We start from the raw sequence: 20,850 nt of genomic DNA on the forward strand, positions 1-20,850 counted from the left end.
TCAACGCCGCGTCCATGCCCATCGCGGTGGAATATCTGACCGAGCTGGAAGAAAAGCTGCCGATCGGCGCGGGCTTGCAGGTGTTCCACTCGGCGGGGGCCATGGTGCCGGTGCCGGCGGTGAAGCGTCGGCCGCTGGTGATGGCCATGTCGGGTCCTGCCGCCGGCGTCTCGGCCTCGGCCCGCATCGCCCGCGACCTCGTCCGGCCGCGCGTGCTGACCTTCGACATGGGCGGCACCACCACCGACGTGTGCCTCATCGTCGACGGCGCGGCGGAAATGACCGACACACGGATGATGGGCGGGCGGCCGCTGCGACAGCCGATGCTCGCCGTGCATTCCATCGGGGCGGGCGGCGGCTCCATCGTCGATCTCGGGCCGGGAGGCCTCACCGTCGGCCCCAAGAGTGCCGCCGCGGTGCCGGGCCCGGCCTGTTACGGCCGCGGCGGCACGCGCGCCACCATCACCGACGCCAATGCCATCCTCGGCTATCTCGACCCCGACGCGGTGCTCGGCGACACGATCCGGATCGACGTCGGCAAGGCGCGCGACGCCGTCCAGCCGATCGCCGACAGGCTCGGCCTCGGCCTCGCCGAGACCGCCCTCGGCATCGTCAAGGTCGCCAATGCCACCATGGCGCGGGCGCTCAGGCGGGTCACGGTCGAGCGCGGCGTCGACGGGCGCGACTGCACGCTGCTCGCCTTCGGGGGCGGCGGGCCGATGCACGCCACGGGCCTCGCCGACATTTACGGCCTGAGGGAGATCATCGTGCCGGCGGCGTCCAGCGCCTTCTCGGCGCTCGGCTGCCTGACCGCCGACTTCTCCTTCCTTCAGCAGCGCACGGTTCGCATGGCGCTGAATGGGCTGTCGGCGGAGGTTTTCGCGGCGCGCGTCGCCGAACTCGTCGCGGAGGCGCGCGATCCGCTGATCGCCAACGGCATCCCGCCGGACGAGATCACCGTCGAACACGTGGCGCTGATGCGCTACGCGGCGCAGAGCGACTCCATCCCCATCGGCTTTGCCATGCCGCTCGACCCCGCGCGGCTGGAGGCGGACTTCCACGCCCGCCACCACCAGCTCTTCGGCTACGCGACGGGCGAGGACTGCGTGATCGAGGCGCTGCGGGTGAAGGCGACGAAGCCGTCGGTGACGCCGTTCTCGCGGCCGGACGTCGGCCGCCCGCAGGTCGCCGGCCGCAGCCGGCCCTGCATCTTCGGGCCGGAGGGACCCGTCGAGACGCGAATCCTGCCGCGCGAGACCATCGCCGGCATCACCACCGGGCCCGCCATCATCGAGGATGCCTGGTCGACCGTCATCGTGCCGCCGGGATGGCAGGCGCGGCCCGACGACCTCGGCAACCTCTTCCTCACCCGGAGCGCCTCATGACACCGCTGGACCCCTTCGTCGTCGAGGTGATCCGCCACGGCCTTTCGGCAGCCGCCGAGGAGATGAGCCTCGTCATGACCCGCTCGGCCCGTTCGCCGCTGCTGCGCGAGGCGGGCGATCTCTCCTCCGCCATCACCGATGCCGAGGGCGGCCTCGTGGGGCAGGGGCGTGACATCCCCATCCATCTCGGCGCCATGGCCTATACGGTAAAGGAGCTGCTGAAGGTCTGCCCCGTTTCCGGCATGAAGGAAGGCGACGCGATCATCTACAATGTCGGCGCGCTTGGCGGGAACCATCTCAACGACGTCAAGATCGCCCGTCCGGTCTTCGTTGAGGGCCGGCTCATCGCCTTCGCGCTCAGCCTCGCCCATTGGCCCGATGTCGGCGGTACCTGGCCGGGGAGCTATCTCGCCGACGCTTTCGACACGTTCCAGGAGGCGATGCGCATCCCGCCGCTGACGATTGCCGACACGGGCGGCATCAACCGCGCCGTGCTCGACCTGATCCTCGCCAATGTCCGCGACCCCGTCTCCTGCGAGGGCGATCTGATGGCACAGCTCGCGGCGACGACGGCGGCGGAGCGGCGCATTCGCGAGATGTGCGCGCAATATGGCACCGAGACTTTCGTCGCCACCATGAGCCGCCTGCATGATCTCTCGGAGGCGGAGATGCGCGCCGCGCTCGCCGACCTGCCGGACGGCACCTATGAGGGCGAAGATTTCCTCGACGATGGCGGGCCGAATGGCGAGCCTGCGCGCATCCACGTCAGGATCGAGATCCGCGGCGACGAGGCGACCTTCGACCTCTCGGGATCGGCCGACCGTGTCGCCAATTTCTGCAATACGACGCCCTTCATCGCCCGTTCGGCGGTGGTCTATGCCGCGCGCATCATGAGCGGGCGCGACATGCAGCAGAATGCCGGTGCTCTCAGGCCCGTCACCATTATTACCCGGCCGGGATCCATCTTCGAGCCCGGTTGGAACGCGGCGGTCGCCGCCGGCAACCACGAGACCTCGATGCGGGTGGTGGACGCTATCTTCCGCGCCATGGAGGCCGTCATCCCCGAGCGGCTGTCGGCGGGCGGGCCGGCGACATCCGGTCTCCTCGCCTTCGCCGAGCCGATGCCCGACCAGTCCTGGCGCATGCTCTACGAGGTGCATGGCGGCGGCGAGGGCGCCCGTCACGACCGCGACGGCTGCCCGGCGACGCGCGTCCATCTCGCCAACACCTCCAACACGCCGGCCGAGATGATCGAGGCGAACTACGCCATCCGCGTCGAGAAACAGGCGATCCGCCGGGATTCCGGTGGAAAAGGCCAGTACAAGGGCGGCGACGGCGTCATCCGCGCCTATCGGGTTCTGGCACCGAGCCTGTGGCTGACGACCTGCGTCGAGCGCTCGGTCATGCCGACCTATGGCCTGAAGGGCGGCGAGGAGGGCAAGCCCTATACGATCACGCTGGAGCGCGATGGCCGCACGGAGCGCCTGTCGGGCAAGGCGAACCTGCTCCTCAAGGCCGGCGACCTGGTGACACTGGAAGGCTGCGGTGGCGGTGGATACGGGGTGCCAGCCGCATGAGCGTCTGGCCGGCCGGCGTCCCCCGCACCATCGGCGCGCTGCCGTCGAGCCTGGGCGAGGCGCTCAGGGAAACGGCGGCGCGGAGGGGCGAGGCGCTCGCCATCGCCTTCTATGGAGCGGAGATCAGTTTTGCCGAGCTCCTCGCGCGGGTGGAGCGGCTGGCGGCCCATCTCCAGCATGCCTGCGGACTCGCCCACGGCGACCGTGTGCTGCTCGACATGCAGAACTCCCCGCACGCGATCATCGCCTATCAGGCGATCGCGCGCGCGGGAGGCGTGGTGGTCCCGGTCAACCCCATGTCCTTGCCGGAGGAGATCGCCTATCTCGCCGGGGACAGCGGCGCGAGGATTGCGCTGATCGGCGCCGAACTCGTCGGCCGGTTCGAAGCGCTGGTGCCGTCGCTGCTGGGCCATGTGATCGTCGCCGCCTATGGCGACGAAATTCCTGTCGATACGCCGTTCCGCCTGCCGCCGGTGATAGCTGAGAGCGTGCTGCCGGAGAGCCTGCCGCCGGGCTTCATCCCTTGGGCCGAGGTGCTGGCGGAGGCGCGACCGCCGCTCGCCGACACGAGTCGGCCCGACGATCTCTGCGTCATGCCTTACACGTCCGGCACGACGGGCAAGCCGAAGGCCTGCATGCACACCCATCACAGCGTGCTCTTCACCGCCTTCGTCCAAGCGCGCTGGTATTTCTACGACGACGAGACGGTGCTCACCGGCTTCATGCCGATGTTCCATGTGGCGGGCATGCAGCTGGCGCTCAACGGCTGCGCCGCCTGTGGCGCGACGGTGGTCGTCATGGCCCGCTGGGACCGCGATCTCGTGGCGCCGCTGTTCCGGCGCTACGGGGTGACCTTGTGGAGCGCGGCGCCGACCATGGTGGTCGATGCCCTCGCCGCAGAGGGCTTCGACGAAGTCGCCTTCGCGCGGTTGAAGATCATCACCGGCGGTGGCGCGGCCATGCCTGCGGCGGTGGCAGCCGAGCTGAAGCGGCGGTGGAACCTCGCCTATGTCGAGGGCTACGGCCTCACCGAGACCATGTCGCCGAGCCATCTCAACCCCGTCGACTGGCCGAAGCCGCAGTGCCTCGGCGTGCCGGTGCAGGAGACCGACGCCCGCATCATCGATCCCGAGAGCCTGGCCGAACTGCCACGAGGCGAGACCGGCGAGATCGTCGTCGCCGGGCCTCAGGTGATGCGCGGCTACTGGAACCGGCCGGAGGCGACGGCGGAGGCCTTCGTCACCCTCGACGGCCAACGCTTCCTGCGCACCGGCGATCTCGCCCGCATCGACGAGGAGGGCTACTTTCACATGGTCGACCGCCTGAAGCGGATGATTTCGGTCTCCGGCTTCAAGGTCTGGCCCTCGGAGGTCGAGGCGGTTCTCTATCGCCATCCCGCCGTTCAGGAGTGCTGCATCGTCTCGGCCCCCGACGCCTATCGCGGCGAGACGGTGAAGGCGCTGGTGGTCCGCCGGCCGGGCTACGAACTGACGGTCGAGGACCTGATCGCCTGGGCGCGGGAGGTGATGGCCGCCTACAAGGTGCCGCGGCTGGTCGCTTTCGTCGACGCCCTGCCGCGCACCGCGTCGAACAAGCTCGACTGGCGGTCGCTGCAGGACGCCGCCTGGGCGACAGGCGCATCGTGATCGCCGGCCTTGCGAGCCTGTCCGGCAGGGATCAGCATGCGGCCTGCATCTTGCCTGCCCGACCTGTGCCCCCTTCTGATGCCGCCTGAGACCCCGTGATGACCCTGCCGTCGCTGACCGCCCTCGAAGCTCGCATCCGCGACGACCTGGCGCGGATCGCCCATCCCCGCGCATCCTGGCTGACCCCGCGCGTCGCGCCGGACGGGTCGGCGGCGCTCGACGTGCTGGTGGTCGGGGCCGGGCAGTCCGGGGTCGTCACCGCCTTCGGCCTGAAGCGCTCGCGGGTCGACAACGTGCTGGTCATCGACAAGGCCCCCTATGGCGAGGAGGGGCCCTGGGTGACCTTCGCCCGGATGCAGACGCTGCGCAGCCCGAAGGACTTCACCGGCCCCGATCTCGACATTCCGAGCCTCACCTACCAGTCCTGGCACGAGGCCCGATACGGCGCCGCGCACTGGCAGGCGCTGGACCTCATCACCCGCGAGGACTGGAACGACTACCTCCTCTTCATGCGCCGGGTGACGGAGATCCCGGTCGAGAACGACACCGAACTCCTGTCGCTCAGCCAGGCCGGCGAGCTGGTCGCCGCAACGGTTCGCGACCGGGACGGCGAGAGGACACTCCATGCCCGCAAGGTGGTGCTGGCGACGGGGCAGGATTCGACCGGCCGCTGGTGGATGCCGGACTTCGTCGAGCGCGTCGCCCCGTCCCTGCGCGCCCATGCGGCCGATACGATCGACTTCGCCGCACTGAAGGGCAAGGTCGTGGCGGTGCTCGGAGCCGGCGCCTCCGCCTTCGACAATGCGGCGACGGCGCTCGAGGCCGGCGCGGCCTCGGTCCATCTCTTCTGCCGGCGCCTCGAACCGCAGGTCATCCAGCCCTATCGCTGGATCACCTTCCGCGGTTTCATGAAACACCTCGCCGATCTCGACGATTCCTGGCGCTGGCGGTTCATGAGCCGCGTCATGGGCCTGCGCGAGGGGTTCCCGCAGGCGACCTACGACCGCTGCGCCCGGCACCCCAACTTCCTGTTGCATACGGGAGCGCCCTGGACCGCGGCGCGGGAGGAGGCAGGCCGTGCCGTCGTCACCACCCCCCATGGTGACTTCGCCGCCGATTTCCTCATCTGCGGCACCGGCATCGCCATGGATTACGCGGCCAAGCCCGAACTCGCCGCCTTCCACGACAATATCGCCACCTGGGGCGACCGCTACGCGCCGTCGGCGGAGGAGGCCAACGACCGGCTCGCGGCGTTCCCCTATCTGTCGCCGGACTACCAGTTCATGGAGAAGGTGCCGGGCCAAACGCCCTGGATCGCCAATATCCACCTCTTCTCCATCGCCTCGACCATGAGCTTCGGCCCCTCCGGGTCGTCGATCAATGCCATGACGACGGCGGTCCCGCGCCTCGTCGACGGCGTCACCAAGGGTCTCTTCGCCGCGGATGTGGAGGCGAACTGGTCCACCTTCCTCGCCTATGACGTGGCGCAGGCGGAGGTGCGGCAGACGGTGCCGGGGCTCGGCATTGCGGCGGAGTAGGGGGGCATTCATGCCCTGACTTCGACGTCATGCCCGGGCCAAGGCCGGGCATGACGTCGCGGGATGGATCGAAACGGCTCAACCCGCCGTCGCGGCTTCCCGGTGCCGGGCCGTGGCCGCTTCGGGGTCGAAATGCGGGATGGCGGCGATGAGTTCGCGGGCATAGTCGGAGGCAGGGTCGGTGAACAGCGCGCCGCTCGGCCCCTGTTCGACGATGCGGCCCTTCTGCAGCACGATGGTGCGCTCGCACATCATGCGGACGACGTTGAGGTCGTGGCTGACGAAGAGATAGGCAAGGCCGGTCTCGCGGCGCAGCCGGTCGAGCAGATGCAGGATCACCGCCTGAACGGAGACGTCGAGGGCGGCCGTCGGCTCGTCGAGCACGAGAAGGCGGGGCTTCGCCGCGATGGCGCGAGCGATCCCGACGCGGGCCTTCTGCCCGCCCGAGAGCTGGTGCGGGAAACGGTCGAGGAACTCGGACGGCAGGCCGACACGGCGCGCGCAGTCCTCGACCTGTCGGCGCAGTTCGCGGCCGTCCTGGACGCCGGCGAGCAGCTTTAGTGGATCGGCGATGCAATCGAAGGCGGAAAAGCGCGGGTTGAGACTGTCGCCGTGGTCCTGAAAAACGATCTGGATGTCCTTGCGGAACCGCGAGCGATAGAAATCGCGCGAGGTGACCTTGCCGATATCCTCGCCGTCGAAGCCGATGGTGCCGGCGGAATGATCGAGCAAGCGGCAGACGAGCCGTGAGATGGTGCTCTTGCCCGACCCCGATTCCCCGACCAGGCCGAGGCTCTCGCCCGGCGCGAGGTCGAAGGAGACGTCGTCGACGCCGCGAAAGCCGTTGTCGAAGGTCTTCACCAGGCCGGAGACGGCGAGGAGGGGTTCGGCGGGGCGCCGAGACGACACCCGCGGCGCTGGCACGGCGGGCTCGCCGGCATCGACCACCAGGCTGTCGACGGTGGAAAGTCGGGTCGGCGAGGCGGCGACGAGGCGCTTCGTATAGGGGTGGCGCGGCGCGCCGAAAAGGCTCGCGGGCACCGCCTGTTCGACCACAAGGCCCTGTTCCATGACCGCGACACGCTGGCAATATTGCGCGGCGAGGCCGAGGTCGTGGGTGATCAGGATCATCGCCATGCCGCGGCGGGCGGTGATCTCGGCGAGGAGGTCCATCACCGTCTTCTGCGTCGTCACGTCGAGGCCGGTGGTCGGCTCGTCGGCGATGAGGAGGGCGGGCTCGCAGGCGATCGCCATGGCGATCATGACGCGCTGGCACATGCCGCCCGACAATTCATGCGGATAGGCGTCGAGGCGCTCCTCGGGGTCGCGGATCAGCACTGCCTCGAGCAGTTTCAGCGCTCTCGCGCGGGCCTCCCTGGCCGACAGCGGTTCATGGGCGCGCAGCACGTCGGCGATCTGCAAGCCGACCGTGCGGATGGGGTTCAGCGCCGCGCGCGGGTTCTGGAAGATCATCGACATCGCCGCGCCGCGCAGCGGCTGCAGCATGGACCTAGAGGCGCGGGTGATGTCCTGGCCGCGGAAAGTGATGCGGCCGTTGGTGATCCGGCCAGCATGGTCGAGGAGCTGCATGACCGAGAAGGCGGTGACGGACTTGCCGGAGCCGCTCTCGCCGACAATGCCGAGGGTCTCGCCGGCGTCGAGGCTGAGGGATACGCCCTTCAGCGCCTCCACCAGGCCGTTGCGGGTGGAGAAGGTGACCTTCAGGTCGTCGATGGTGAGGAGCGGCGCCGTCATGTCCGCATCCGCGGATCGAGGATGTCGCGCAGGCCGTCGCCGAGGAGGTTGAAGCAGAGCACGGCGGTCATCAGGGCGGCGCCGGGGAAGACGACGAGCCACCATTTGCCGGTGGTGATGAAGCGGGCGCCCTCGGCGACCATGATGCCCCATTCCGGTGTCGGCGCCTGCACACCGAGACCGAGGAAGGAGAGGCCGGCGGCATTGAGGATGGCCCAGCCGAGGTTGAGCGAGATCTGCACCGCCATGGCCGGTAGGACGTTGGGCAGGAGGAAGAGCAGCACGACGCGCACATGGCTGTTGCCGGAGGCGCGGGCGGCCTCCACCCAGCCGGAATTCCGCCTGACATTCACCTCGGCCCGGGCGAAGCGGATGTAGAAGGGCAGGTTGATGATGGCCGTCGCGTAGATGATGTTCTCGACCCGGTTACCGAGCGCCGCCACCAGCGCCATGGCGAGGACGAAGAGCGGGAAGGCCATCAGCACGTCGACGAAGCGGCCGACCCAGCGGTCGAGCCTGCCGCCGGCATAGCCGCAGAAGGCGCCGATCATGGCGCCGAGAACGAACGAGATGCTCACCGCCGAGGCAGCGATGGCGAGATCGAGCCGGGTCGCCACCAGCACGCGCGAGAAGACGTCGCGGCCGAGCTGGTCGGTGCCGAACCAGTAGGTCGCGCTCGGCGGCTGCAGGGCCTGCGGCACGTTGGAGACGGTTGGGCCATAGGGCGCGATCGAGGGCCCGACGATGGCGATAAGCACCAGCAGCGCCGCGCCGATGCCGGCGACGAGAGTCACCGGATTGCCCCTGAGGATGTAGCCGGTATGGCGGAGCGTTGCGCTCATTCGATCGAGACCCGGGGATCGGCGAGGCCGTAGAGCACGTCGATGGTGAGGTTCACCAGCACGAAGATGAAGGCCATGAGCAGGACGAAACCCTGCACCGGCGCATAGTCGGAGGTCAGCAGCGCGTCGAGCGCGTAGGAGGCGACGCCGGGCCAGGAGAACACCTTCTCCACCAGCACGTTGGCGCCCAGCATGGTCGAGAAGACGATGCCCATGATGGTGATGACCGGCAGCAGCGCGTTGCGCAGGGCATAGACCAGGACGACGCGCCGCCGCGATAGGCCGAGGGCCTCGCCGGTGCGCACGAAGTCGCTGGTCATCACTGCCAGCATGGCTGCGCGGGTCATGCGGGCGAGAGGCGCGAGGACGAAGAGGGCCATGGTCGCGGCCGGCAGGACGAGCTGGCTCGCGGCGGCGCGCCAGGATTCCCATTCGCCCGCGATGGCCGCATCGATCAGCATGAAGCCGGTGACGACCGGCGGCTGTGCGGCGAAAACGTCGAGCCGTCCGGTCGGGTCGGGGGCGATGCCGAGGATGTAGTAGAAGGCGTAGATCAGCAGCAGACCCGACACGAAGGTCGGCACGCAGACGCCGAGCGAACACAGGAAGCGCACCCCGTGGTCGATGAGGGAATTCGGCTTGAGCGCGGCGAGGATTCCGAGCGGAAGGGCCAGCGACAGCGCGAAGAGCAGCGCCGTGAAGGTGAGTTCGAGCGAGGCCGGCAGACGGTTGATGAGGTCGGTCACCACCGGCTGGCCGGTGTTCATCGAGCGGCCGAGATTGCCGGTGGCGATGTCCTTCAGATAGAGCAGCAATTGCTGTGGGATGGGCTTGTCGAGGCCCATCTGCTCCCGGATCATCTGGATTTCCGCCTGTCCGGCATTGGGGCCGGAGGCGAAGAACACGGCCGGATCGCCCGGCAGCACCCGCATCAGCAGGAAGGTGAAGACGATCACCCCGAAGAGCGCGGGAACGGAGGACAGGGCCCTCCGTCCCGCGCGCCTGGCGATACCGGCTGCAAGGCTCATGACCGGCGGGCCCGTCAGGTCCGCTTCACGTCGCGGAAGTCGACCTGGCGATGGTAGCCATAGGTATAGCCGTCGATGTTCTTCGGCATGACCGCGTCCTGGTTCGGCTGCCAGAGCATGACGATCGGCGTCTCCTCCGCCATGATCGCGATCATCTCCTTGCAGGCCGCGTCATACTTGGCCTTGTCCGTCTCGAATCGCGCCTTCTCCGCGATGTCGGCGATGCGCTGGTCGTTCCAGCCGGAATAGTTCCAGCGCTGCGGGCCATAGAGGAAGGTGCGGAAGAAGTAGTCGGTCGAGGGCAGCCAGGCGATCGAGGTCTCGATGAAGAAGGGCAGCTTGCGCTCGGTGACCATGGTCGAGATCTGGGCGTCGGGCAGCTTCTGGATCTCGACGCGGATGTTGATGGCGGCGAGGGCTTCCTTCACCAGCGCGGCGATCGGTTCGGCGAAGGCGGCCGAGCCGAGGTTGAAGGCGAAGAACGTGTCGAAGCCATTGGGGAAGCCGGCTTCCGTCAGCAGTGCCTTGGCCTTGGCGACGTCCTGCTTGTAGGGCATCGGCTGCGGGAAAGAGGCATCGGTCGGCGTTCCCGACCATGTGCCGCCATAGAGCTTGGCGCCGCGCTCGAACAGGCCCGCCTTGAACAGCGAGTCATAGGGCAGGGCTGCGGCGATCGCCTGGCGCACCTTCTTGTTGTCGAAGGGCGGCATCTTGGTGTTGAAGGCGATCATCGAGAAGGCGTTGAACTGGGGCGTCGAGATCGCCTTGACGCGGCCGCGCTGGACCAGCGTGTCGATGTCGCTCGGCTGCAGGTCGATGGAGAGGTCCGCGTCGCCCTTCTCGATGAGGCTGGCGCGCGTCGCCGCTTCGGGAATGGTCTGGCAGATGATGCGGCGGAAGGGGGCCGGCTTGCCGTCGACGCCGCCGGTCCAGGCGTCGTTGCGGCGCAGGATCACCTGCTCGCCGGGACGGAAGCTTTCCACCGTGTAGGCGCCGGAACCGGCCGTGTTGTCCTTGGTCCAGGCCTGGCCCCAGGGGTCCTGCGGCGTCACGTGCTTCTTCACCAGGGTGGAGTTGAAGACGATCGCGTAGAGGGTGCAGAGGTTCGGCAGGGCGAGGCGGTCCGGCTTGTCGATCTTGCCGACGACCGTGTGGGTGTCGACGATCGTGAACTGCTCGGGCTTGGTCCAGGAGCCGGTGCCGATCTGGGCCGCCGCCAGCGAGCGGGCCGAGACAGCGCGGTCATAGGACCATTTGACGTCGGCCGCGGTCACCGGGGTTCCGTCGTGGAACTTGGCGTTCTTGCGGATATGGAAGGTGAAGGTCATTCCGTCGGGGCTGATATCGACCTTCTCGGCGATCTCGCCGCGGATATTGTCGATGTCGAAGACCCAGTTGCCGTCGCGCTGCTTGCGGCCGAAGGAAACGAGCCGGTCATAGACGTTGACGCTGACGCCGAAGGCCTCGCGTGTCGAGCCGGGCATGGTCGGGTCGAGCGTGTTGACCGTGGCGCCGGTGACGTAGCGCAGGGTCTCGGCGCGTGTCTGGGCCGCGGCCGAACCGCCGAGATAGGGGGCGGTGGCGACGGCGGCCGTTCCCGCGAGGAGGTGACGACGGTTCAGCTTCATGACGCGGTCTCCGTTGAGGATGCGGGCCGGTGATCCGGTTCCCGGCGGCTCGCCCAAAATGGTTGCAATCTTCGTACCAGTGGCGGGGGTCTGCTCATGCGATGCGTCTGCGAGGAGGATATCCATTCGCCGAAACCGTCAGCGGCGGAAATTCTCTTCGGAATTTGCTCCCTTGGGCAGCAGATGGATTGTCCTGCCCAAGGGTTAGGCACTGTCAGCCGGCGAGCCAGCCGCCGTCAACGGCGAGTGTCGTGCCGGTGGTGAAGGCGGCGGCGTCGCTGGCGAGATAGAGGGCTGCCTCGGCGATCTCTTCCGGTCGGCCTAGGCGGCCCAGCGGATGGCGCGCCACGGATTTGGCTTCCGCAGCGGCGGGATCGGCGGCGCGGCCGAAGCTGCGGCGGAGCATCGGCGTATCGATGGCGCCAGGCGCCAGGGCGTTGACGCGGATGCGGTCGGCTGCGAAATCGAGCGCCATGGTGCGGGTGAGGCTGAGGATGGCGCCCTTGGCCGCGATATAGGCGGCATTGCCGGCGCCGCCGGCGATGGCGAGCTGCGAGGCGGTGGTGATTATGGCGCCGCCGCCCTGGGCCCGCATGGTCGGCACGACGGCCCGTGCCCAGAGCCAGGTGCCGCCGACATTGGCGCGGAAGACGCGGTCCCAGTCCTCGGGGCTGGTGGTCATGATCGTGCCGCCGACGGAGAAGCCTGCCGCCGTGAAGAGGATGTCGATGCGCCCGAAACGGGCGAGGATTGCCGCGGCGTCACGGTCGGCGGTGCCGGGTTCGCCGACATCGGAGATGCAGACCATGGCCTCGCCGCCTTGAGCGGTCACCAGGGCGGCTGTTTCGTTGGCTCCGGCTGGGTCTCGGTCGACCAGGGCGAGGCGCGCGCCCTCGCGCGCGTAGGCGAGCGCGGTTGCCCGGCCGATTCCCGACCCGCCGCCGGTGATGACCGCGACCTTGCCCGCGAGGCGCATCAGGCCGCCTCGCCGGCGGCGCTGGCGAGGGCGGCGTCCACCGCCTCCCGTAGCAGATCGACCATGCGGTCGATCTCCGGGCGGGTGATGATGTAGGGCGGCGCAAGAATGACGTGGTCGCCGGAATAGCCGTCCGCCGTGCCGGGCGAGGGATAGCAGAGCAGGCCGCGGGCGAAGGCCTCGTCTTTGACGCGCTTGTAGAGTCCGAGGTGGCTGGCGAAGTGCGTCTTGGTCTCGCGGTCCTTGACCAGTTCGACAGCGACGAAGAAACCGCGGCCGCGGATGTCACCGACATGCGGGTTCTGGCCGAAGGCCTGCTCGAGGGCGCCCATCAGATAGGTGCCGTCGGTGCGGCACTTCTCCACGAGACCGTCGCGGATGATGACCTTCTGGACGGCGAGGCCGGCGGCGCAGGCCGCTGTGTGGCCGGAATAGGTATGGACGGAGGCGATGGTGCCGAAGGTGTCGGCAATGGTGCGGTAGACCTCCTCGGTCATCAGCGCGGCGCCCAGCGGCGCGTAGCCGCCGGCGAGACCCTTGGCGGTGACCATGATATCGGGCGAGACACCGTCATGAGCGAGGGTGCGCCAGGTGCCGCAGCGCCCGACGCCGCACATGACCTCGTCGGCGACCATGAGAATGCCGAAGCGGCTGCAGATCTCGCGCATGCGCCGGGCATAGCCCTCGGGGGCGGGCACGGCGCCGCCGGCGGCGCCCACCACCGGCTCGAAGAAGAAGGCGGCGATGCGCTCGACGCCGACGCGGTGGATCTCGCGTTCGAACTCGGCGGCGAGGTGGTCGACCAGGTCAGCCGGCGCGACGCCGTCGGCCGGGCGATAGTCGTTGGCGGGGGACAGGTGTGTGACCGGCATGAGCGCGCCGACATAGGGCCGGCGGCGGGCCGGATGGCCGGAGAGCGACAGGGCGCCCATCGTATAGCCGTGCCAGGATTGCCGGCGCGCGAAGAAATGGGTGCGGCCGGCATGGCCGCGGGCGAGATGATATTGCAGGGCGATCTTGATGGCGGTCTCGGTCGCCTCGGACCCGCCGGAAACGAAGGAGACCCGGCTCATGCCGCCGCCCGCCTGGTCGACGATGGTGTCGGCGAGGGCGTCGATGGGGTCGGAGGTGAAATCGGCGGAATAGCCGAAGGACAGGGTATCGTACTGCGCCTTGATCGCCTCGATCACCTCGCGATGGCCATGGCCGAGGCAGAACAGCGCCGGCCCGGACGAGCCGTCGAGAAAGCGGCGCCCGTGTTCGTCGAAGACATGGATGCCTTCGCCGCCGACGGCGCGCGGAAGCCTCTGCCCCACGCGGTGCTGGTTGAGCCAGCGATGCCCGACGTCGTCCATGGCGCTCTCCTTTACGGGGGAGGCTAGGGGAGGCTCTCCGCCGCGGTCAAACCCGCCGGGCGCATGGCTGCCCCAGCGGGATACCCGTCCCGGCAGGCGGATCAGCCCCGGCCGGCCCAGGCGATGTAATCGGCAGCGGCCTCGCTCAGGCCGAAGCGCGGGGCAAAGCCGGTCGCGGCCTTCAGGCGCTCGAAATCGCTGCCGGGGCGATCTGCTGGGATCTGGTAGCGCACGGTCGGTGCCGCCTCGTCGACGGCATGGCTCCAGCCGGGAAAGGCCGGGGCGATGGCGGCGCAGAAGGATTCCACTGAGAAGACCTCCGGGCCCCCCAGATCGAAGATCGGCGCCGGCTGGTCGAACCCGGCGGCAGTGAGGGTGGCCAAGCCCGCCGCCGCATCCCTGGAATAGAGCCAGCCGGCATATCCCGGGCGGGAGAGGCGCGTCGGCCGCCCGGCCTGGGCATCGGCCATGACCTGGGCCGGCGCCGACAAGATCTCGCGGACGCCTGTATCGCGCTCGAAGGGGCCATAGACCCCGGCAATGCGCAGGATCGGCGTTGCGATGCCATAGACCGCACCGAGACGGATGGCGACATCCTCGGTCATTTTCTTGGTGAGGCCGTAGAGGGCCGCCGGGGCCGGCGGGTCGACATCGGCGCGGAAACGCGCGCCGTCGGCCTTGGCGAGCGGATAGACACTGGCCGAGGAGGCGATGACGACGCGCGGGCAGCCCGCCTCGGCCGCCGCCCGCAGCACCGCGGCGGTGCCGCCGACATTGACGGAGATGATCCGCTCGGGATGGGCGCGCTCCATGTCTGGCCCGGCGGTGATGGCGGCGGCATGGATGACGGCGGAGAAGCGGTGGGCGCTCATCAGCACCCGCAGGCCGTCGGCGTCCCGCACGTCGCCGATGGTCACCGCAATGCCCTTGGGCAGCCAGCCGGGCTCGGGCTCGTGGGCGGCGAGCACCACCACCTCCTCGCCCGCGGCGACCAGGTGGTCCACGGTCGCAGCGCCGACGAAGCCGGTGCCGCCGGTGATGAGAATGCTCAAGCCATGTCCTTCCCGAGAGATGCCGACACCATCATGGCGCAGGGCGGGCGGCCCTTGAAAGGGCCCCGGCACGCGGGGCGGTCATTCGCCCCGCGGGGCCTCAGGCGGCCCAGCGGTCTGCGTCCGCGTCGCGGCCGATCAGGGCGAGGCCGTAGGCGATCGATTCGAACTGGTCGCCGTTTGTGAGCCTGCTCTCGTCGAAACGATCGGTGAAGAGGCGGCGTATCGCGGGAACGAAGGAAGTGCCGCCGGTGAGGAAGACCTGGTCGATCTCGCTTTCCCGGATGCCGGCCCGGGCGAGCGCCTCATCGACAGTGGCGCCGATCCGCGCCACATCCTCTGCGATCCAGGTTTCGAAGTCGGCGCGGGTGATGCGGCCGGTGATGGCGACATCCTCGGCGAGGAAGCGGAACTCGGCCTCGGCGGCGGCGGACAACGTGACCTTCGCCTCCGAGACCGCCCGGTACAGGGCCAAGCCCAGATCATAGTCGATGATGTCGATGAAGCGGTGCAGCCTGTCCGGCTCCACCGCGACCTTCGCGAGATCGCGCAGGCCGGCGAGGTCGCCGTTCGACTTCATCATGGCCAACTGATGCCAGCGGGCGAGATTGGCATAGTAGCGGTTGGGCACCGTCAGGAGCTTGTCCATCGAGCGGTAGTCGGAGCCCTTGCCGAGGGCCGGCGAGACCATATGGTCGACGATCCGGTAGTCGAAACTGTCGCCGGCGATGCCGATGCCGGCGTGGGAAAGCGGTGTGGCGGTCAGGCGGCCGTCCCGCCTTGCGAAGCGCATGACGGAGAAGTCCGACGTGCCGCCGCCGAAATCGGCGACCAGCACAGTGGCGTCGCGGTCGAGGGCGCGGGCATAGAAAAAAGCGGCGCCGACCGGCTCGTAGACATAACGCGCATCCGCAAGACCGAGGCGCCCGAAGGCGTCGCGGTAGCGCTGCATGGCGAGGGCCTCGTCGGGGTTGCCGCCGGCGAAGCGGACGGGGCGGCCGATCTGCACCCGGGCGCCGGACCAGTCGAGTTCGCGGTCGGCATGGCGCTTGAGCGTGTGGACGAAGGCGACGAGCAGGTCCTCGAACCGCGTCGTCTGGCCGAAGATCCGTGTGTCCTTGAAGCTGGCGCTGGCGGCGAAGCTCTTGAACGACTGGATGAAGCGATGGGCGCCGCCGCCGGCCATCAATTGGTCCATGGCGAAGGGACCGCCTTCGACCCGCGTGGTCAGCTTGCCTCCGCCGCGCTCCTGCCAGTAGCACAGCGCGGTGACGAAGCCCTTCAGGGTGGAGCCGTCGTGGCGAAAGGTGACGGCCTCGGCCACGCCGTCCTCGCCGGCCATGGCCACGACGGTATTGGTCGTGCCGAAGTCGATGCCGATGGAGAGGGGGGCGGGCTTTGCCACGGGCGGGGCCTTCCTGCGGAAAGCGGCGGGGCATAGCCCATTGCGGGCGCGCCGGCCAGTGCCCGCGCGCTTCCTGTGGGTTTCGCTGCGGAGAGGAGGCGCGCGCCGCGCAGTGATGCTAGGACAGCCAGCGCAGTGGATGAGGGTTCCTGAGTCGGGATGAAAGTCGATATCGACATGGGGTCGCAGTCCGGCGGGAAGGCGGCCACGCTCGATCTCGAGGAGTTGCTGGCGACCCGCCTGCTGGTGCAGGGCAATTCCGGCTCGGGCAAGTCGCACCTCCTGCGGCGGCTGCTGGAGCAGAGTGCGCCCTGGGTGCAGCAATGCGTCATCGATCCGGAGGGCGATTTCGTCACGCTCGCCGACCGCTACGGCCATGTCGTGGTCGATGCCGAGCGCAGCGAGGCCGAACTCACCCGCATCGCCGCGCGTATCCGCCAGCACCGCGTCTCCGTCGTGCTCAACCTCGAGGGCCTCGACGTCGAGCAGCAGATGCGCTGCGCGGCGGCCTTCCTCGGCGGGCTTTTCGATGCGGAGCGCGACCACTGGTACCCGGTCCTGGTCGTGGTCGACGAGGCTCAGCTCTTCGCTCCGGCGGTGGCCGGGGAGGTGTCCGACGAGGCGCGCAAGCTCTCGCTCGGCGCCATGACCAATCTGATGTGCCGCGGCCGCAAGCGCGGCCTCGCCGGCGTCATCGCCACGCAGCGGCTCGCCAAGCTGGCCAAGAACGTCGCGGCGGAAGCCTCGAACTTCCTGATGGGCCGCACCTTCCTCGACATCGACATGGCCCGCGCCGCCGACCTTCTCGGCATGGACCGCCGGCAGTCGGAGATGTTCCGCGACCTGGCGCGCGGCCATTTCGTCGCCCTCGGGCCGGCGCTGTCACGCCGGCCGCTGCCGGTGACGATCGGTGCGGTCGAGACATCGGCGCGTTCGACCAGCCCGAAGCTGACGCCGCTGCCCGACCAGCCGGCGCCGGAGGATGCGCGCGATCTGATCTTCACGCCCGCTGCTGACGAGGTCAGGGCATTTCCGGTGCGCCGGCCGCCGCCACCGCCGCCGGTCTCCACCGCCGACATCCTGACGCAGCTGGCGCAGGCGCGCCCGAAGGCGGAGGAGCCGGCCGAGCCGCTGCTGCCGGTCATCGCCGAGGCCGAACATGCCGCGCGCGTCGACGCGGTGCTGCGCGAGATCCTCACCGACCCCGACGCCGCCTTCCGCACGGTGGCGGTGCTCTATCAGGACTTCCTCGTGCGCTGCCGCATCCGCCGGGTGCCGGGCGAACCGCTGACCCTTGCCGATTTCCGCCGCCGCTTCGCCGTGGCGCGGGCCGGCGTCGACATGACGCGCGAGGGCGAGGAGGGCTGGCCGCAGGCGGTGACGCTCTCCGCCGGCCTGCCTGACGACCTGCAGGGCGTGTTCCTCGTCATCGCCCGCGCCGCACTGACCGGGGCGCCGTGCCCGTCGGACGCCACCATCGCGCGCGTCTATGGCAGCCATTCGCCGAGCCGGGCGCGGCGGCTCATCGCCTATTTCGAGGAGCGGGGCCTGTTCGTCGTCCGCACTGATTTCCGCGGCCGCCGCGTCGTCGCCTCGCCCGACCTCGGCTGCGAGACGGCGCCCGGCGACCCGGCCGGTCCCGTCGATGTCTCGCAGGACCTGCCCTCGGCGGCGGAGTAGCCGGGCGTCGGACAATCCGGCGCGCCGCACCGGCGCTGTCCGGCGCAGGCGGCGCCCTCGCGCCGGCCCTTGGTATTCAGAAAATTGGGCCCCTGTTCCGGCGGGAACAGCCCGGGCTGTGGGGCTGGCCTAGGGTCTGGACATCGGGGCGGGAGACGCCCCTGCCACACCGAAGGGACCACCGCCATGAACCGCTTCAAGTCTTTCGCTCTCGTCGCCGTCGCCGCCGCCACCCTGTCGCTCGCCATGGCGCCGCCGGCCGAGGCCCGCTCGCGCAATGCCGCCCTCGGCATCGGCGCCCTGGCTTTCGGCCTCATCGTCGGCAGCGCCGTCGCCTCCAGCCGCGCCCGGGCCTATGAGGCCCGCGAGTGCTACATGATGCGCCGCTGGGTCGAGGGGCCCTACGGCATGGAGCGCCGCACCGTCCGCGTCTGCGAGTAAGCTGCCGCCCCATCCGCCGCGGTCCCCAGAGCCCCAGCCCCCCGGCTGGGGCTTTGTGCCGTTCGGAGCTTTGGTATCCTGAAGTCGGCTGGTATGGGACCAAGATGAGACCCTCGATCTCCGCTCTCCTGATCCTGTCCGGTGCGGCCTTAGTTGTTTCCGGGTTCGCGTACGATCTGTCGTTTGCTGGTCTGCCCTATCAGGATCCAACTCCCGCAATTCAGGAGAGGTGGCTCGTTCACAAGCACATGGCCGACAGCATGATGCTCATAGGCACAACCGCTCTGGGTATCGGCGTCGTGTGGAGAGCCGTTCTGTGGATCGCGCGCATGTTGCAGAGGCCGCGTTCGGACTAGCATCTGCCGCAAGGCCGACGGCAGCGTCTTGCGCGAAAATACTAGACGCGCCACGGCGGTTTCACAGGTAACGCGTTTGATGGTGGGGGATTGGACACCAGATGCTGGATCTCTTCTCAAGTTCGTCAATGTTGGATCGTATCTGCGCGAGCGACTTCGGCTCAAGGAATTCCTGCAATACTGTATCCTGCCTGAATCTCTGCGATGTCGCTGCCCATTGAGACGCACGCGCCGAGGGGCTAACAGGTCACGGGATGGCGAAAAAGGACTAGGCTCTGACATGAACATGAGTTCTGAATCCCAACCGGCCCTTTGGCTACGCATCCTGCATCCGCTGGTCCGCTTGATCGTTCTGGGCGGTGTCTTGCTCTACTTCATGGGTTGGGCCCAGGCCCGCCTGGAACAATTCAATGACAGGCCACTCCTGAACATTTCGATCCAGATCGGCCTCGGGCTGCTGGCGATTGGGCTCTACTATGCCTATGGAAAGTTCATCGAGCGCCGCGAGGTGACCGAGCTGACAACGCCGGGTTTTGTCCGCGAATGGGCCATCGGCGCAGTGTGTGGAGCTGGCCTTTACACAGCCAGTGCCGTCAGCCTGATGTTCCTCGGGATATACAGGGTCGAGGGGTTCAATCCCTTGTCCTTCATGCTTCCCGCCCTTGCCTTGGCCATCAAGTCGGGCGTCTTTGAAGAGCTGATCTTCCGCGGCGTCCTGCACCGGTCGGTGGAAACCCTTTTTGGAAGCTGGGTCGCGATTCTGGTCGCATCCCTCGCCTTCGGTCTTGTCCATCTGGCAAACCCCGCGGCCACGCTGGGCGGCGCCATCTACATCTGCATCGAGGCCGGCCTGTTGTTGTCGGCTGCCTATCTCGTCACCCGCCGACTTTGGATCTGCATGGGCTTTCACATGGCGTGGAACTATGTCCAGTCAGCCGTCTTTTCGGGCGTCGTATCAGGGGCGGTGGCCGAGCCGGGCCTGCTGAAGGCAACCATCGACGGGCCAGACTGGCTAACCGGCGGCAGCTTCGGCATGGAACAGTCGATCTTCGCACTCGTGTACTGCACCTCGGTCGGTCTGATTCTGCTTATGATCGCCATCCGCCGTGGCCACCTGATGCCGCCGATGTGGAAACGCGTCGGCTGACTCACATGAACGACGCCTGCAGCTCTTGAACTAAAAGTCTGGCCAAACTTGTCGCGTGTGGCAGCGCGGAGGAAAGGCCTCGATTGCGCAGCCGCATGCGTGCCATGTCGCATTCGGGCGTACGGTTGCGAAAATCTGAGTAGTGGCGGAGACGGAGGGATTCGAACCCTCGATACCCTTTTGGGGTATGCTCATTTAGCAAACGAGTGCCTTCAGCCGCTCGGCCACGTCTCCGTTAGCGGGCTTCTATGCCCGCGCCGCCGGTGATTTGCAAGGCGGGCGGCATGGCCTTGTGGACAGGCGCGGGCAGGCCATCGCCGTGTTTGCCTGAGGTGATCGCCTGCGATCCGTTCCGGCATCGTCCTTCACAGCACCGCGGCGCCGAAGCCGGCGCCGTCGGCCTGCGGCTCGGCGACGGCATCGTCCAGGGCCTCCTCGCGCAGCCAGGCGCTGAAGGCCGCGACCTGGGGCCTGGCGGCTCCGGCGCGGGAGCGGAAGAGATAATAGCCGTGGGGTCCGTCCACCTGCCGGTCGAAGGGCGCAACGAGGGTGCCCGAGCGGATCGCCTCGTTGATCAGCGGCGAGACGCCGAGGGCGACGCCCTGGCCGCTCATGGCGGCCTGGATCATCTGGTCATAGCGCGAAAAGCGCAGCGCGCCGGCCGGCTTGAGGTCGTCGATGCCGAGGGCGGTCATCCAGGTGCCCCAGTCGAACCAGGTGCGGCTGGCGCCGTGATAGTCGAGGTGCAGCAGGGTGTGGTGCCGGAGGTCCTCCGGCCGCAGCAGCGGCGTTGCGGTATCGGCCACCAGCGAGGGATGGCAGACCGGCAGGATGTCCTCGGCAAAGAGCTTTTCGGCGCCGGGCGCGGCGCGGTCCGTCTTGGAATAGCGGATGGCGAGGTCGATCTGGCTGCGGTCGAGGTCGAGGATGCGGTCATTGGCGATGATCCTGACGTCGATATGGGGATGCAGGCGGGTAAAGCGTTTGAGGCGGGGAATCAGCCACAGCGAGGCGAAGCCGGTGACGGTGGTCACCGCGA

Annotated in this window: 16 protein-coding genes and 1 tRNA gene; 7 read left to right on the forward strand and 10 right to left on the reverse strand. The window is 68.5% G+C overall.

The features are described from left to right. From Q8O26_RS05275 to Q8O26_RS05290, 4 genes are all read left to right on the forward strand, one after another. On the forward strand, window positions 1-1,385 hold a 1,385-nt coding region (locus tag Q8O26_RS05275), incomplete at its 5' end, for a hydantoinase/oxoprolinase family protein (protein WP_305574198.1). Then, a complete protein-coding gene (locus Q8O26_RS05280) occupies window positions 1,382-2,962 on the forward strand; it encodes a hydantoinase B/oxoprolinase family protein (protein WP_305574200.1) in 1,581 nt (526 codons plus the stop codon). The genes Q8O26_RS05275 and Q8O26_RS05280, both read left to right, overlap by 4 nt. Then, window positions 2,959-4,608 carry a long-chain-fatty-acid--CoA ligase gene (locus tag Q8O26_RS05285; RefSeq protein ID WP_305574202.1) on the forward strand — a complete coding sequence of 550 codons (1,650 nt, stop codon included), beginning with the start codon at window positions 2,959-2,961 and terminating at the stop codon, window positions 4,606-4,608. The genes Q8O26_RS05280 and Q8O26_RS05285 overlap by 4 nt, the downstream gene beginning before the upstream one ends. A gap of 98 nt (window positions 4,609-4,706) precedes the next feature. After that, window positions 4,707-6,146, forward strand: coding sequence for an NAD(P)-binding domain-containing protein (locus Q8O26_RS05290; RefSeq protein ID WP_305574204.1), 1,440 nt, complete (start codon window positions 4,707-4,709; stop codon window positions 6,144-6,146). Window positions 6,147-6,224: 78 nt separating this feature from the next. Here the strand turns inward: Q8O26_RS05290 and Q8O26_RS05295 are convergent, their stop codons facing one another. From Q8O26_RS05295 to Q8O26_RS05330, 8 genes are all read right to left on the reverse strand, one after another. Continuing rightward, the gene (locus Q8O26_RS05295) at window positions 6,225-7,901 is read right to left on the reverse strand and encodes an ABC transporter ATP-binding protein (protein WP_305574206.1); all 1,677 of its coding nucleotides are present in this window, start codon (window positions 7,899-7,901) and stop codon (window positions 6,225-6,227) included. Beyond that, window positions 7,898-8,743: an ABC transporter permease gene (locus tag Q8O26_RS05300; protein ID WP_305574208.1), complete on the reverse strand. Its 846-nt coding sequence runs from the start codon at window positions 8,741-8,743 to the stop codon at window positions 7,898-7,900. The genes Q8O26_RS05295 and Q8O26_RS05300 overlap by 4 nt, the downstream gene beginning before the upstream one ends. Next, a complete protein-coding gene (locus Q8O26_RS05305) occupies window positions 8,740-9,771 on the reverse strand; it encodes an ABC transporter permease (protein WP_305574210.1) in 1,032 nt (343 codons plus the stop codon). Before Q8O26_RS05305 ends, Q8O26_RS05300 begins: the two co-directional genes overlap by 4 nt. Window positions 9,772-9,785: 14 nt before the next feature. After that, window positions 9,786-11,399 carry an ABC transporter substrate-binding protein gene (locus Q8O26_RS05310; RefSeq protein ID WP_305574212.1) on the reverse strand — a complete coding sequence of 538 codons (1,614 nt, stop codon included), beginning with the start codon at window positions 11,397-11,399 and terminating at the stop codon, window positions 9,786-9,788. A 214-nt stretch (window positions 11,400-11,613) separates the two neighbouring features. Then, on the reverse strand, window positions 11,614-12,375 hold the full coding sequence (locus tag Q8O26_RS05315; protein ID WP_305574214.1) for an SDR family oxidoreductase: 762 nt from the start codon (window positions 12,373-12,375) through the stop codon (window positions 11,614-11,616). Then, window positions 12,375-13,730, reverse strand: a complete 1,356-nt coding sequence (locus Q8O26_RS05320) for an aspartate aminotransferase family protein (RefSeq protein ID WP_305574216.1) — start codon at window positions 13,728-13,730, stop codon at window positions 12,375-12,377. Before Q8O26_RS05320 ends, Q8O26_RS05315 begins: the two co-directional genes overlap by 1 nt. Before the next feature lie 101 nt (window positions 13,731-13,831). After that, window positions 13,832-14,782, reverse strand: coding sequence for an NAD(P)-dependent oxidoreductase (locus Q8O26_RS05325; protein WP_305574218.1), 951 nt, complete (start codon window positions 14,780-14,782; stop codon window positions 13,832-13,834). A 100-nt stretch (window positions 14,783-14,882) separates the two neighbouring features. Beyond that, window positions 14,883-16,187 carry an Hsp70 family protein gene (locus tag Q8O26_RS05330; protein WP_305574220.1) on the reverse strand — a complete coding sequence of 435 codons (1,305 nt, stop codon included), beginning with the start codon at window positions 16,185-16,187 and terminating at the stop codon, window positions 14,883-14,885. Between the two features lie 159 nt (window positions 16,188-16,346). On the opposite strand from Q8O26_RS05330, the gene Q8O26_RS05335 reads away from it, so the two are divergent. The 3 genes from Q8O26_RS05335 (at window position 16,347) to Q8O26_RS05345 (ending at window position 19,811) form a co-directional block, all read left to right on the forward strand. Continuing rightward, entirely contained in the window at window positions 16,347-17,867 is a 1,521-nt protein-coding gene (locus tag Q8O26_RS05335) for an ATP-binding protein (RefSeq protein ID WP_305574222.1), read from the forward strand. 186 nt (window positions 17,868-18,053) lie between these two features. Continuing rightward, the gene (locus Q8O26_RS05340; RefSeq protein WP_305574224.1) at window positions 18,054-18,308 is read left to right on the forward strand and encodes a hypothetical protein; all 255 of its coding nucleotides are present in this window, start codon (window positions 18,054-18,056) and stop codon (window positions 18,306-18,308) included. Window positions 18,309-18,944: 636 nt separating this feature from the next. Beyond that, window positions 18,945-19,811 (forward strand): CPBP family intramembrane glutamic endopeptidase, encoded by an 867-nt coding sequence (locus Q8O26_RS05345; RefSeq protein WP_305574226.1) that lies wholly within the window; start codon window positions 18,945-18,947, stop codon window positions 19,809-19,811. 143 nt (window positions 19,812-19,954) lie between these two features. Here Q8O26_RS05345 and Q8O26_RS05350 read toward each other — a convergent pair. Together Q8O26_RS05350 and Q8O26_RS05355 are read right to left on the reverse strand one after the other, a co-directional pair. After that, window positions 19,955-20,045: transfer RNA gene (locus Q8O26_RS05350), tRNA-Ser, on the reverse strand. Window positions 20,046-20,176: 131 nt separating this feature from the next. Beyond that, on the reverse strand, window positions 20,177-20,850 hold a 674-nt coding region (locus Q8O26_RS05355), incomplete at its 5' end, for a LysR substrate-binding domain-containing protein (RefSeq protein ID WP_305574228.1).

It is taken from the genome of Phreatobacter sp. (genome assembly GCF_030691135.1).
In the GTDB taxonomy this organism is placed as follows: Bacteria; Pseudomonadota; Alphaproteobacteria; order Rhizobiales; family Phreatobacteraceae; genus Phreatobacter.